The 14262-nt window shown below is 70.0% G+C and carries 11 protein-coding genes; 2 read left to right on the forward strand and 9 right to left on the reverse strand.

Translation table 11 applies throughout. From position 1 onward, the window contains the following. Nucleotides 1–49 precede the first annotated feature (49 nt). The 8 genes from AB0J95_RS38890 to AB0J95_RS38925 all read right to left on the reverse strand — a co-directional run bounded on the left by AB0J95_RS38890 (nt 50) and on the right by AB0J95_RS38925 (nt 9210). The gene (locus tag AB0J95_RS38890) at nt 50–2260 is read right to left on the reverse strand and encodes an MMPL family transporter (RefSeq protein ID WP_364769715.1); all 2211 of its coding nucleotides are present in this window, start codon (nt 2258–2260) and stop codon (nt 50–52) included. Nucleotides 2261–2512: 252 nt separating this feature from the next. Beyond that, nucleotides 2513–3694, reverse strand: a complete 1182-nt coding sequence (locus AB0J95_RS38895) for an acyl-CoA dehydrogenase family protein (protein WP_364769717.1) — start codon at nt 3692–3694, stop codon at nt 2513–2515. Then, nucleotides 3691–4416, reverse strand: a complete 726-nt coding sequence (locus tag AB0J95_RS38900) for a DUF2786 domain-containing protein (protein WP_364769719.1) — start codon at nt 4414–4416, stop codon at nt 3691–3693. The genes AB0J95_RS38895 and AB0J95_RS38900 overlap by 4 nt, the downstream gene beginning before the upstream one ends. Continuing rightward, the gene (locus AB0J95_RS38905; protein ID WP_364769721.1) at nt 4383–5270 is read right to left on the reverse strand and encodes a hypothetical protein; all 888 of its coding nucleotides are present in this window, start codon (nt 5268–5270) and stop codon (nt 4383–4385) included. Before AB0J95_RS38905 ends, AB0J95_RS38900 begins: the two co-directional genes overlap by 34 nt. Further along, entirely contained in the window at nt 5270–5557 is a 288-nt protein-coding gene (locus tag AB0J95_RS38910; protein ID WP_364769723.1) for an acyl carrier protein, read from the reverse strand. Before AB0J95_RS38910 ends, AB0J95_RS38905 begins: the two co-directional genes overlap by 1 nt. Then, complete coding sequence (gene lysA / locus AB0J95_RS38915; protein ID WP_364769725.1) at nt 5554–6882, reverse strand: diaminopimelate decarboxylase; 1329 nt, start codon at nt 6880–6882, stop codon at nt 5554–5556. Before lysA ends, AB0J95_RS38910 begins: the two co-directional genes overlap by 4 nt. Next, complete coding sequence (locus tag AB0J95_RS38920; protein ID WP_364769727.1) at nt 6882–8249, reverse strand: ATP-grasp domain-containing protein; 1368 nt, start codon at nt 8247–8249, stop codon at nt 6882–6884. The genes lysA and AB0J95_RS38920 overlap by 1 nt, the downstream gene beginning before the upstream one ends. A 31-nt stretch (nt 8250–8280) precedes the next feature. Beyond that, nucleotides 8281–9210 carry a 3-oxoacyl-[acyl-carrier-protein] synthase III C-terminal domain-containing protein gene (locus AB0J95_RS38925; protein ID WP_364769729.1) on the reverse strand — a complete coding sequence of 310 codons (930 nt, stop codon included), beginning with the start codon at nt 9208–9210 and terminating at the stop codon, nt 8281–8283. Between the two features lie 217 nt (nt 9211–9427). On the opposite strand from AB0J95_RS38925, the gene AB0J95_RS38930 reads away from it, so the two are divergent. Continuing rightward, nucleotides 9428–10219, forward strand: coding sequence for an ABC transporter ATP-binding protein (locus AB0J95_RS38930; protein ID WP_364769731.1), 792 nt, complete (start codon nt 9428–9430; stop codon nt 10217–10219). Next, on the forward strand, nt 10219–12756 hold the full coding sequence (locus AB0J95_RS38935) for an FtsX-like permease family protein (protein WP_364769733.1): 2538 nt from the start codon (nt 10219–10221) through the stop codon (nt 12754–12756). Before AB0J95_RS38930 ends, AB0J95_RS38935 begins: the two co-directional genes overlap by 1 nt. A 77-nt stretch (nt 12757–12833) precedes the next feature. On the opposite strand, the gene AB0J95_RS38940 is transcribed toward AB0J95_RS38935, so the two are convergent. Further along, nucleotides 12834–14072, reverse strand: a complete 1239-nt coding sequence (locus AB0J95_RS38940; RefSeq protein ID WP_364769735.1) for a DUF222 domain-containing protein — start codon at nt 14070–14072, stop codon at nt 12834–12836. Nucleotides 14073–14262 lie beyond the last annotated feature (190 nt).

The raw sequence follows: 14262 nt of genomic DNA on the forward strand, positions 1-14262 counted from the left end.
GTGCCGCCCCGGTCAGCCGGGGCGGCACATTCATGTTGTCTGGCAGGGACTAGTGGATCGAGACCGGGACCTGCGCCGGAAGGGGCTTGCCCTCCTGCCGCGCGGTGAAGGCCCGGGCCACCGCCTTCGATGGCCACCAGTTCGCGTTGCCCAGCAGGGTCATCAGCGAGGGCAGCACCAGGATCCGGACGATGAAGGCGTCCAGCAGCACGCCGATCGCCAGTGCGAAGCCGACCTGCTTGATCTCCAGCAGGCCGCCGAAGACGAACCCGCCGAACACCGAGACCATCACCAGGGCGGCGCTGGTGATCACACCGGCCGAGCCGGTGATGCCCTGCAGCACGGCCTGCTTGGTGGGCACACCGCGCAGGGCGGCCTCCCGGATCCGGCTGACCACGAACACCTGGTAGTCCATGGACAGGCCGAACAGGATCACGAACAGGAACAGCGGGACCCGCGAGACGATGAACCCGCCGGGCGGCAGGTCGAGCAGCCGCGCCGCCCAGTCGGACTGGAAGACCCAGGCCAGCGCGCCCATCGCGGCCACCGACGACAACAGGTTGAGCAGCGCCGAGCTGAGCCCGACCGCGACCGACCGGAACGAGATGGTCATCATCAGGAACGTCAGCAGCAGCAGGATCCCAACGACCAGCGGCAGTTTGTCGGCCAGGTGGGCGCTGTCCGAGTCCCGCATGGACAGTCCGCCGCCGACCGCGTACTCGGCGCCCTGAAGCTTGCCGACGGTGTTGGGCAGGTACTGCTCGTGCAGCTTGGTCAGCAGTTCACGGGACTCCGGCGCGTTGGTGCCGTACGGGGTGCCGATGGTGATCACCCGGGTGCGGCCGTCGGCGGAGGTCTGGGTCTCCGAGGCCGAGCGCCCGGCCAGCAGCTTGTCGGCCTGCACCTGACGGTCCAGGTCGGACAGTGCGGCGGCCAGTGCGGCCGGCTCGTTCGTCCCGGCCCGTGCGGCGATGATGAAGTCACTGCCCTGCGCGGGGAACGTCTTCTGCAGTTCCTCGTAGGTCAGCACCGACGACACCTTGGTCATCCGGTCGTTGGCGGGCAGGTTCAGCCGCATGTTCAACGCCGGCAAGGCAAGCAGCACCAGCGCGACGACCGACGCGACCAACGTGATCACGGGGTGGCGCACCGCGGGGCGCAGCAGCGTCGGCCACAGCTTGCCCGGGCCCGGACGATTCGTCAGCCGGCCGATCAGCGGCAGCCGCGGGCGGTCCACCCACCGGCCGAGCTTGGCCAGCAGCGCGGGCAGCACGGTCAGCGAGGCGAGCATGGCGACCGCGACCACGATCATCACGCTGAAGCCGAGCGAGGCGAAGATGATGTCGTTGGCGAAGAACAGCGCCGCGACCGAGGCCAGCACGGCGAACCCGGAGACGATCACGGCTCGTCCGGAGGTGGCCGCGGCGAGCTCGACGGCGGCGGTGTGGCTGAGCCTGCCACCCGACCGTGCGCGCTCCTCCCGTTCCCGGCGAAGGTAGAACAACGAGTAGTCGACCCCGACCGCCATGCCGATCAGCATGATGATCGTCGCGTTCTGCCCGCCGACGCCCGGCACGATGTGCGACGACAATGCCGACAGGCCAATGGAAGCGCCGACCGCGGACAGTGCGACCAGCACGGGCACACCGGCGGCGATGATGGCGCCGAACGCGACCATCAGGATCAGCAACGTGATCGGCAGGCTGAGCTGCTCCGCCGACGCGGTGTCCGCGGCGGTCTTCTCGTCGACCTGGAAGCTGATGGAGGCGTCGCCGGTCTGCTCGATCCGCAGCGCGGGATGCGCGGCCTGGGCCGCCGCCGTGGTGTCCAGCAACGGTTGTACGTGGTCGGAGGAGGTCGCGCCGGGGGCGACCATCACGACCGGGACCATCAGCGCGTTCCGGTCGGTCGACTCGACCGGAGCACGCACCTGCTGAACCTCGGGCAGCGCACGCATGCGCTGGGTCAGATCGGTCGCGGCCGCGTCCGCCGCGGCGCGGTCCAGCGCACCGGAGCGGGGCGCGATCAGGACCTTCTCGATGCTCTGCGCCTTGATGCCGCCGTCGGCCATGATGGTCTGCGCCTGCCCGGCCTCACCGATGCGGAAGTCCGCGTCCGTGGCGGCGCGGCTGCCGATCACGCCGCCCAGGGCCAGGCACAGCCCGACGAACACGACCCAGGCGGTGATCGCCTTCCAGGGATGGGTGGCGCTCCACCTGGCCACCCGGACCGTTACCTGTGTTTTTGCCACCGTGCTCATCTCCGCTCAATTCGTCTGATGTGGAATGCGAGGCCGGCGGCCCCGGTGGTTCGATACGACTAATTGTTCCGATGAACACCCCGGAGGACACTGCTGCACACCCGCCGACTTGGGGTGGGGTTGCCCCTACCCCCGTTCGAGCAATTTCTATATTTTTTCCATACTCGTGAACACAGCGGGAAGCACCCGTGGCGGATCAGCGATCAGCCACGGGTGCAACACTTTTCCCGCCCTCCTCCGGGGCGGCAGCCGTCACGCGAGCACCGGGAACGGGTTGTCCGAGCTCAGTTTCCGGGTCTGCAGGCTCTGGAAGACATTGAGCCGTTGCATATTCGAGGTGCCTTCCAGAAACTCCATCGCCCGCGCGTCCCGGACCCATTTGTCCAGCAGCGGGTGATCTGCCCGCGCACCGGGCCCGAAGAATTGGCACGCGGCCAATGTCACCTCTTCGGCCAGCGCCGCGGCGCGCAGTTTCGCCGCCGAGGCGAGATGACCGTTGCCGGTGTCCGCGTCCACCGCCGCCGCGGCGAGGTGCACGAGCTCACGAGTGCCTTCGATGCGCCTGCCCAGCGCGTCGATCCGGTCGGCCTCGGCCGGGCTCAGCGCCAGCCGGTTGGCCAGCACGTAGTCGTGCGCGGCGCGGGCGATGCCGACCGCGATGGCCGCGACGCCCGGCCTGAGCAGGTTGAACGTCTGCACGAACGCCCACAGGCCACGGCGGATCGGCGGCAGGTGCCGACCGAGGAACCCCTTCTCGGCGATCCGCACGTCCTCCAGCGTGATCGCGCCGATCCTGGCCCCGCGCAGGCCGAGCATGCCCAGCGGTTCGGCCTGGAAGCCGTCGGCCGGCGTCTCGAGCATGACCGCGGTCAGCCCCATCGGGCCGCAACCGCTGCGCGCGAACACCACCGCGATCTGCGCCCGGGCGGCGTTGCCGACGTAACGCTTGGCGCCGTTGAGGATCGCGCCCTCGCCGTCGGCCGCCGGGGTCAGCGAGGTCTCCACCGCACTGGCGTCGGAGCCCCGGTCCGGTTCGGTCAGCGCGAAGCAGGTCCACAGTGGACGCTCCAGCATCCGCCGGTAGAACCACTTCTTCTGCGCCTCGTCGGCGCACAGGCTGACGACCACGCCCGCCAGCAACGGTCCCGGCGAGGCGACCAGCATGCCCGCGTCGGCGCACGCCAGCTCCTCCATCACCACCACGCGCTGCAACGCCGTCGAACCGTCGAACCGGTGGCCACCGATCCGCTCGGGCTCGTTGCCGTACTCCAGCGGAATCCCCATCGTGGCAAGGAACCTCGCCGCGGGCAGGTCGAAGTGCCGCCGGATCGCCTCCGGGTCGCCGTCCAGCTCGAGCGCGGCCGACCGGAAGTCCGCGCCCCACTCGCGCATCTGGGCCCGCAGGACGGTCAGCTTCTCGTCGAGGACGATCATCCCGACCTCCAGGCGTCGGCGATCAGCTCGGACACGTACGCCTCCTCGCCCGGCCCGCCGAGCAGCATGCTGCTGGCGCCCAGCAGCCGCAGCTGCGCCCGGTCGGCCACGGTGATCCGGTCGTGCAGCTCGTCGGCGAACTGCGGGGTCAGCCGGTCCGCCTCACAGCCGAGCAGCATCGCCCGGATCTCCAGCTGCTCGGCCGTGACGTCCGCGAGCGAGCCCTTGACCAGTTGCTGCTGCAGCAAAGTCGAGTCACCCGTGCGGCGGCCCCGCAGGTACCGCAGGCAGTGCCCGCGCAACCCCTCGGACCAGCCCAGCCGCAGCCACACCAGGCCGAGCACCCACTCGGCGCGCACGTAGTCGTTGGGCCCCGCGGCCGGATCGGCGGCGGGCCCCGTCCAGCGCACGGCTTCCAGCGGCCCGCCCGGCAGGTCGAATGCCGCCAGCAGCCGCATCCGGCCGGCCGCGGCGCCGAAAGTCACGCCGTCCAGCCAGACCCGGCCGCCGAGCGCGACCCCGGCGGGCAGCACGGAATGCCCGGCCGGGCCACAAGGAACCAAGCCGGGCAACAACTCCGAGCACAACACGTCGATCGCGGCGGCCAGGCCCTCGTCCCGGGCCGCCCGATGACATCGCGACCAGATGGTGGTGCCGAGCGTCGCCCGCCCGGCACCGTCCACCGCGGTCACGCCCTGTCCCGCGCGTCGTCCGCCAGCCATGGCCGCTCCACCACGCACACGCCCAGGTCGCCGGTCTCCGCCTCGTAGTCGGCCAGCACGACCCGGCCGCCCGAGGCCGTGCCGAAGAACCTCGCCAGGCCCTCCCAGGTGGCCGTGCACGGGAATCCCGTCTCAGCACACCACAGCGCCTCGGCGTGTTCCGGGAGATCGCGGCCCGGGTCGATGCCGGTACCGGCGATCACCGCCACCGGCTCGTCCCCGGCCACTTCGCTGAGCACGTCCGCCACCGCGGTGGCGACGTCCTCCGGCCGCACCCCGGTCACTTGACGCAGCACCAGGCCCGTCTGGCACTCGCGCTGCAACAGTATCCCGATCGCCGCGTCACCGGACAGCGTCCGGCCGGTGTCGTACGGCAACGTGGCCTGGTCCATCAGCAGCACCATCGCGCTCTGGTATCCCTGCCGCCAGGCGTAGTCGCCCACAACGCGCAACGCGGTGTACGGCGTGCACGAACCACCGTCGGACAACGCGAACACCAACGAGGTGGTGGGCAACGCGTCCGACAGGTACGTCGCCGCCGACAGCCTGCAGTCGATGTCCGGCGTGGCGTGCGCCACCACCACGATCTCGATCGGATCGTCCGGAGTGGACATCGTCTCGATCAGCTCGGTCGCCATGGTGGTGAACGAGTTCCCGCCGGACCGCTCGGCGACGTCCGGCCGGTAGGTGACGCCGTACCCGTCGGTCAGGTCGGTGAAGTGCCGGACCGAGAAGGGATCGTCGACCCGGTAGCTCCCGCGCGGGAACCGGCGATGCACGATCCGGGCCAGCCCCAGGGGCAAGGCGCCGGTCCGCTGCCGGACCGGGCCGGCCGCACCGGTGGTCCGGTACATCACTGGCCACCCGTCTCCGTGGTCACGAAGTCCGCCAGGGACCGCACGGTCGCGAAGTGCTCCATCCGCAGGTTGTCGGTGTCGAACTCGATGTCCAGCAGTTCCTCCAGCTGCATCAGCAGCTCGAACACGCCGGTGGAGTCCAGGCCGAGCTCGTCGAACAGCCGGGACTCCTCGGCGATCTCCGGCAGGTCGTCACCGAGCACCCTGGTCAGTGCCGTGACGACCGCCCCGGTAACGCGGTCTCGTTCCGTTGTCCTGGCAGGGGTCTCGATCAGTTCGCTCATGATGCGCGCCGTCCTTCCGGTTGGGTCTGGTCACTGGCGTCCGGTCCGACGGCCGGTACCGCCTGGCCGAACAGGTACTGGCGGTCGATCAGGTCCTCGGCCCGGTCCCGCTCGTGCACGAGGTAGGTCTGTCCTTTGTGGACGAGCACCTCGGCCGGGTGCCCGTGGCTCAGGAACAGCACCGGTGAGGCGCTGGGACCGTAGGCACCCGAGCGGAGCACGCCGACGAGGTCGCCGGGGCGCAGGGGCGGCAGGTCGATGTTCTTGCCCAGCGTGTCGTTCGGGGTGCACAGCGGACCGGTCACGTTCCAGCTCTCCGTCGCCGGTTCGCCGGCCCGGTTGAGCAGGCGCATCGGGAAGTTGCGCTTGACGAACGAGCCGATGCCGACCGCGGCCATGTGGTGGTTGGTGCCCCCGTCGGCGATCGCGAACCGTTCGCCGTGCGAGGTCTTGACGTACTGGACGCGCACGACGTACATGCCCGCGGTCGCGGTGAGGTAGCGGCCGAGCTCCAGCACGAGCCGGGTCTCGGGGTGCCTGCGGTGGAAGTCGCTGACGATCGGGTTCAGCTTTCCCGCCAGCACAGCGGAGTCCAGGTCGCGTTCGCCCTCGAAGTACGCGACCCCGAGCCCGCCGCCGATGTCGACCATCTCCAGCGGGAAGCCCGCCTTGGCCGACAGCGTCTCGGCCAGCTCGAAGATCCGCGCGGTGTTCTCGGCGATGGAGTCCTCGCTGAGGATCCGGGTGCCCATGTACACCTGCACGCCCATCAGCCGGACGTTCGGGTACCGCTCCCCCAGCCCGGCCGCGGCCAGCACCTGGTCCTCGTCGATGCCGAACTGCCGGGGCTTGCCGCCCATGGTCAGGCCGGAGCCCTTGACCGTGAAGCCGGGGTTGACCCGCAGCGCCACCGGCGCCACCACGCCACGTTCCTCGGCCAGCTCGTCGATCAGCTCGAGCTCGCCGAAGGACTCCACCACGATCGCGTAGACCCCGGCGTCCAGGCACGCCTCCAGCTCGGCACGGCTCTTGCCCGGCCCGAGGAAGATGGTGTGCCGGCCGGGAACCCCGGCCCGCTGGGCGGTGAGCAGCTCGGTGAGCGAGCACACCTCCGCCCGGGCGCCCAGCGAGTGCAGCACCGCGCACACCGACACGTTCGGGTTGGCCTTGAGCGAGAAGAAGATCTCCAGGCTCGGGTGCAGGCGCTCGCGCAGGTCGGTCAGCCGGTTGTCCAGCTCGTCGCCGTCGTAGAGGTACAGCGGCGTGCCGTATTCCTCGGCCAGCCGGGAGATCCCGATTCCCTGTAACTGGAACTCGGCACTCATCAGTGGTCCTCCTTGATGGCCGCGAGCCGCGCGGCGACCTGGTCGTCGATGGCGGACAGCTCGTCCGCGGTGCCGGCCACGATGACCCCGTACAGGCGCCCGTCGAACGGCGCGGGGTTCTCCGGGTCGGCGGCGGCGTTGACGGTGGCGAAGTTGTTCACCAGCAAGCCTTTCCGGCCGTCGAACAGCAGGCCGCCGAGCAGCTCGCGCAGGACGCCGAACCCGGTCGGCCGGTTCAGCCGCACCGGGTAGTGCTTGGCCAGCGCGAGACTTCCCGGGCCGACGAACCGTTCCTGCAGCCGGACCTGGTACGTGGACATGTTGTTGCGGGCGTTGATCTCGATCACCGGGTAGATGCCGCCGCCCGCGTCGAGCAGCGCGTCCACGCCGACGACGCCGAAGAAGCCGTCCTCGGCGAGCCGCTTGCCGATCTGCTCGGCACTGGTGACCAGCTCGCTCACCGCGCCCGTGGACAGCCGCGCCGGGAAACGGTGTCCTTTGTGGACGCCGCCCTCGGTGAGCGCCTCCTTGACGAAGTCGAAGTGCACCGAGCCGTCCCGGCCGACGGTGAACTGGTAGTTCAGGTCGGCCTTCTTGGCCACCCACTCCTCGACCACGAACGCGATCCGGTCCTGGCCCGAGCGCTCCACCTGCTTGGCGATCATGCGGTACAGCCGGTCGAGCCGCCGCTCGTCGCGCAGCACCGCGATTCCCTTGCCGGAGACGCCGAACGCCTCCTTGATCACCACGGCACGGCCCTCGGCCAGCGGCGTGCCGGCCCAGTCGAACGCCACGCGCAGGTCGGCCAGCGTCTCACAGCCGAACCCGGCGGGCTGGCGCAGACCGAGGTCGTCGGCGACCCGGCGGCTGTAGACCTTGCTGTTGACCGCCTTGCACAGCGCGGCGTCCGGCGCGGCCAGCGGCAGGCCGGTCCGCGCGGCCAGCCGCTCCTCCACTTCGGACACACCGTGCGCGACGATCACCGCGTCCGGCAACAGGGACAGCTCGTTGAGCACCTTCGGATCGGCCAGCGCGTCCTCGGTGACGGTCCGCCCCGGGTCCTGCTCTCGCACGACATGGATCGCCGGCAGCGGCACACCCAGCTCGCCGAGATAGCCGAGGTAGTCCTCGTCCGGCGCGGACTTGAGCACCACGTGGTCCCGGCTTTCGCCCAGCAGCAGGGCGAACTCGTCCATGTGGTTGACCACCGCACTGCCCGCCGGGGCGGACATCCGCGGCAACGTGTGCTCACCGCGGGACCACTGTTCCTCGACCTCGAAGTTGCCCACCAGCACCAGTGACGCGCCGGCCCGGCCGGCCACCGCTGTGCGCAGCCGGTCGGTGAAACCCGCTGGGACGTCGTTCATCACACCTCTCCTCGCCTCGTGCCTGAGTGCGTCAGTGCCGCAGGACCGTCGCCGCGAACGCCTGGCCCAGCCCGGCCGCGGTCATCAGGTAGTAGTCGCCGGGGTTGAGCCGGCCCAGCCCGGTCGCGGTCTGGTAGTTGATGAAGGGATCCGCGCAGAAGCAGTGCCCGGTGGCCGGCAGGTTGTCCAGGAAGATCCTGTCCACCGGGATGCCGAGCTGTTTGGCCGCGACGGTCCACGAGACGCGGTTGACGTTGTGCGGCAGGATCAGGCTGAGATCACCGATGCCGATCCCGGCCTCGTCCAGCGCCGCGTGGATGACCTCGGCCATCGCGTCCTGGTATATCTTCCGCGCGTGCTTGGCCACCTCGGGGTTGAGGTCGATCACCCCGTCGCCGCGGCCCCAGATCCGGGCCGCGTACCCGAGCACACGGTCCCGGTCGTTGCCGGGGCCGACCAGCACCGCCGCCACGCCCTCGCCCATGATCGAGACGTCCGCCACCCACTGCGAGAACGGCGTGAACGTCTTGTCCCCGGCCAGGATCAGCGCCAGCGCGTCCGGATCCGGGTCGGCGGCCAGCAGCGTGCCGCACAGGTCGAGGGCCAGCAGACCGGTGGCGCAGCCGTGGTCGGCGACCGACAGCGTCGTCGCCCTGGTCAGCCCGAGCGCCTCCCGGACCTGCTGGACCGGAATGTTCGGGTAGGGCGCGGTGGTCCGCAACCCCTTGGCGCGCACCACATAGCGCACCCGGTCCTCCTGCCCGGCCAGGCCTTCGAGCTTCCCGGCGGCGGCCAGCAGGAGGTCCACTTCGGACTGCTCGGGCGCCTGGCAGATCTCCGCCAGGCCGTAGAGCCGGGTGAACCGCCGGACCTGGAGATCGTTGAGTCCCAGGCTGTCGCGCAGCCCGTCGACCGATGTCGTCTCCGGCAGGTGACTGGAGACCGCGACCAGGGATGTCATGGCACCGCCCGCGTGTTGTGGCGTACCGTGCGGAATCGCTTCATGTCCACCCCTTGCTCAGTGCGGGCTATCGTGGGTCGGTGTCCAGCTTCGGGGCCGTCGCTGACGACAGGCTGACCGGCGGCTGATCCCGGTGGAACATGGATCGCGGTCCCGTATAGCCTTGGCGAACGCTTGTGATCACGCACACAGCACACAGCAGTCCGGGGGTTCCACCGTGACCACGCATCCCAACAGCGGTTCCGACCAGGTAGTGCGCCTTGGCTCCGTCCGAAAGGTCTACGGGGGCAGGCGCAACGAGGTCGTGGCCCTGCACGATGTCTCGCTCGACTTCCAGCGCCACACCTTCACCGCGGTGATGGGGCCGTCCGGGTCAGGCAAGAGCACCTGCCTGCACTGCGCCGCGGGCCTTGACCGGCCCACATCCGGTTCCGTCGTGCTGGACGGAACCGAGCTGACCGGGCTGAGCGAGAAGGCGCTCACCCGGCTGCGCCGCGACCGGATCGGTTTCGTGTTCCAGGCCTTCAACCTGCAGCCGGCCCTGAGCGTGATGGAGAACGTCGCCCTGCCGCTGCGGCTGGCCGGCCGTTCACCCAGACGGGGCATGGTGATGGACGCGCTCGACCGGGTCGGTCTCGCCGAACGCGGGCGGCACCGGCCGGGCGAGTTGTCCGGCGGCCAGCAGCAACGGGTCGCCATCGCCCGCGCGCTGATCACCGATCCGGCGGTGATCTTCGCCGACGAGCCGACCGGCGCGCTGGACACCGCGACCGCGCTGGACATCCTTGCCCTGCTGCGGCATTCGGTCCGCAAGGCGGGGCAGACCGTCATCATGGTCACCCACGATCCGGTGGCCGCCGCGCACGCCGACCGCGTCGTGTTCCTCGCCGACGGACACCTCGCCGGTGAGCTGCGCGAGCCGACCGCCGAGCAGGTCGCGGAGCGGATGACGCACCTGGGCGCCTGGGCGGCCCGCAGGTCGGCCGCGGCACCGGAAAGGAAACGCTGATGTTCCGGATGGCCTTGCGCACGCTGCGGTTTCGCGCGGGTGCGTTCACCGCCGCGTTCCTGGCGTTGTTCCTCGGTGGCGTGATCGTGATGGCCTGCGGCGGTCTGATGGCCACCGGCATCAGCGCCGCCGTGCCCCCGCAACGTCTTGCCGCCGCACAGGTCGTGGTCACCGGCGACCTCACGCACGCCGAGAGGTCCCGGCTGGACGCGGGGCTGGTGACGGCGGTGCGGTCCGTGCCGGGCGTCGCGTCGGCCGTGCCTGACCTGTCCTTTCCCGCCACCGTCCTGCGTGGCGACCAGCCCGCCGCCGAACAGTTCCAGCCGTCGGGACACGGCTGGTCGTCGGCCGCGCTCGCGCCATACACGCTGACCGGCGGCGCCGCACCGCAACAGCCGGGCGAGGTCGTCCTGGACGCGGCATACGCGCAGGCGGCCGGCGTCCGAACGGGTGACCAGGTCGATCTGGCGTCCGGCGGTGGCCGGCAACGGTTCCGGGTCACCGGGCTGGCCAGTGCCGCTTCGGTGCACGAGAGCGGCTCTCCTTCGGTGTTCTTCACCGACGCCGAGGCGGACCGGCTGGCCGGGACGCCGGGCCGGGTCGACTCGATCGGCGTGGTCCTCCAGCCGGGGGCCGATGCCGGGGCCGTCCGGTCCGGGATCGAGAACGCGTTGTCCGGCAAGGCGGTGTCGGTGCTGACCGGCGACGAGCGGGGGCTGGCCGAGTTCGGCGGTGTGTCCGCCGGGGCCGAGAGCCTGGTCGCGATCTCGGCGGTGTTCGGTGGCCTGGCGGTCATGGTCGCGGTGTTCGTCGTGGCCAGTACGCTCGCTTTGTCGGTGCAGCAGCGGTATCAGGAGCTGGCGCTGTTGCGGGCGATCGGCGGGACACCCGGTCAGGTGCGCCGGATGGTGGTCGGTGAGTCCCTGGTCCTCGCCGTGCTCGCCACCGCTTTGGCTTGGTGGCCCAGTGGTTTCGTCGGGCCGTGGCTGCTCAACCAACTGGCCACGCGTGGCGTGCTGCCGACTGTGGTGGTCTACAACCACAGCTGGGTGCCCACCGTGGCCGGGATGGCGATTGGGCTGCTCACCGCGTTGGGTGCCGCGTTCATCGCCGGGCGCGGTGCCGCTCGCGCGCGGCCGACCGACGCGTTGGTCGAGGCGAGTGTGCAACGTCGTTGGCTGAGCACGCCTCGCGTGCTGTTCGCGGTGCTGTGTCTCGGTGGCGGGCTCGCGCTCACGATCGTGACGGCGACGGTGATGACCGGGCCGGTTGCCGCCAGCACCGCGGGTCCGATGGCGTTGTTGTGGGCGGGCGGCCTTGCCTTGCTCGGGCCGGGCATCACCCGTGTGCTGATCGCGGTCCTGCGGTGGCCGCTGCGGGCGATCTCTGGCCAGGCCGGGCATCTGGCCATGCAGAACGCCGCTTCGCGCCGGATCCGCCTTGCCGGGGCGGTTACGCCGATCATGCTCGCCACCGGGCTGGCCACGGCGTTCCTGTACATGCAGATCTCACAGACCCACGCCGCCGAACAGGCCTATACCGAGAACCTCCGGGCGGACGCGGTGCTCAGGTCGGCCACCGGCGGGTTCCCGCTGGGCTACGAGAACACCGTCCGCGGGGTGCCCGGCGTCGCCGCCGCCTGCGCGATCGTGCCGACCACCGCGTACTTCCCGGGGACATCCGGTGATCCGGAGAACACCGACCCGGACGCGGACTCGGACGTCGCCGTCCTCGGTGTCTCCGCGAGCGGCGTGGCCGGCACCTTCGCGGCTACCCCCACATCCGGTTCGCTGTCGGACCTCACCGGACAGACCATCGCACTGTCCACTTCGGACGCGGACACGCTGGGCCGCAAACTCGGTGACACCATGCCGTTGCGACTGGACGACGGCGCCGAGTTGCAGCTGAAGGTCGTCGCGATCTTCCCCGGACGCCCGGGGTACGAAACCGCCCTGCTGCCTGCCCAGCTGGTCGCGGAGCACACCACCTCGCGGCTCGTGCCCCAGATCCTCGTCCGCGCCACCCCCGGCACCGACACTGCCCAACTGACCTCCCAGCTCGCGGGATTGGCCGCCCAGCAACCAGGTCTGCGCGTGGCCACCCGTGAGGAGATCCTCGCCGGCGCGGCCCAACAGGAGCAGACCGGCGCGTGGGTGAACTACCTCCTGGTCGCCATGATCGTGGGTTACACGGTGATCGCCCTGGTCAACACCCAGGTCATCGCCACCGGTGAGCGGCGCCGGGAGTTCGCCATGCAACGCCTGATCGGCTCCACCCGAGGCCAGATCATCCGCTCGGTGTGCATGGAGGCCATCCTCGTCGCTCTCAGCGGCGTCGTCCTCGGCACCGCCGTCGCGGCCATCACCTTGGCCGCCTTCGGCGCGGCCCTCAACGGCGACCCGGTCCCCACCGGTCCACTGTGGATCTACCTCGCCATCGCAGGCGCCGCAACAGCCCTAACCCTCCTCGCCACCCTCCTCACCACCCGCCTGGTCCTGCGAACCCCACCCGTCCAAGCAGCCACCGCCCCCCGCTGATACCCACCCGGAGCGGTTTACGGCCACCGAGCCCTGGGCAGCACACCTGCCGCCCCAGGGATCACAAGTCCCTGGGGTCAGGCGGCGGCGGTGGGCAGTGGTCTTCGGAAGGAGTTCGTTCGAGGGATGCGGGCCGGATCGAGATAGGCCGGCGGCAGGAACTCGGGGCGACGGTTGACCATCCGGATGGTCCAGTCACTGCGATGCACCAACCGATGATGGTGTGGGCAGAGCAGGACGAGGTTGTCGATTTTGGTGGGTCCGCGATCGCCCCAGTGGATGATGTGGTGCCCGTCGCAAGCGCTGGCAGCCACTCCGCAACTGGGAAAGGCACAGCCACCGTCACGGAGGATCAACGCGCGGCGGATGTGGACAGGAACGGTGTAGGAGCTGACGCCGATATCGAGGGGTTCGGACTTACTGCCCAGCACGGCCGGGAACACATGGCTGTCGCAGGCAATCCGCCGGGCCTCCCTCGCGGTGAGATAGGTGTCCGGTCCGACGAGGATGCGGTCGTCGAGGTCCTTGAGCAGATCGCCGTAGGAGATGGTGATGGCGACCGGAGTCCGTAGGCCGTTCTTCGTGGGCTTGGAGGGGCACTGTGCCGCCATGCGCAGGGTTTCCACGAACGCATCAGCGGTGCGTTCAGCCTGGCACCGGTCATCCGTGCGGCCGGTGGGACGCTGCTCGCCCTTCTTGATCACCGGGTGCAGCAGGTGAGCATCCTCGACGGGCAGATGCCCGCGGAAGTCAAGGCCACCATCCCGACGGGCGCGGATGTGCAGCATCCGGTCGGGCTGCTTGGGTTCCGGATCGGGCGGAGGCGGACCGTCGGGATCCACGATGTTCCTGACCCGGGTGCCAAAGCGGGCCAAGGCATTGGGGTCGTCCTCGGCGGCCTGAGCGACCATCGTGGACTCGGCCAGAGCGAGCTTCTCGGGCTCCAGATCCGGCAAGTCCTTGAGGGTCTTGCGGATGACATCCACAGCCTCAGAGCCAATGTCTCCGGCGGCCAAGGCAGAGGCAGTCGCGGGTAGGGCAGGCTCAATCACCGACCCGGTAGGGGTGATGCTAGGGAACAGCTCTTCCGCCTGTGCCAGGCGGCGTTTGGCTTCCTTGGGCGAGATCCGCAGCACGTGCACGAGCAGCGCGGTGGGGTTGGAGTAACCGAGGTCGTTGGCGAGGCCCTGGTTGTTCAGGTGGGCCACCAACTCCAGCCCGGCGTACTCGATCCGCCGACCCTGCGCCTCGACATCCTGCAGGGCAGCAACTATCTCCTCTTTTGTTTTACCCCAATAATTTCCACTGCCTTGCATAGCATCAACACTACCCGCACCAAGGCGGAAGGTCCCGGGACTTGGTGGTGCTTCACCGGAATCGGTGACCCCCTTGTCCCACGGGCAAAGCGCGGAAGCGCACCAGACCCCGCCTTCGTGCCCTGTCCCTCCGGTATGGCCTGGCGCTTGCGCAATCGCATCTGTCAAGTGGGGGCCACAAACCAAACGC

This window comes from Actinocrispum sp. NPDC049592 (assembly GCF_040675465.1).
Taxonomy (GTDB): Bacteria; Actinomycetota; Actinomycetes; order Mycobacteriales; family Pseudonocardiaceae; genus Kibdelosporangium.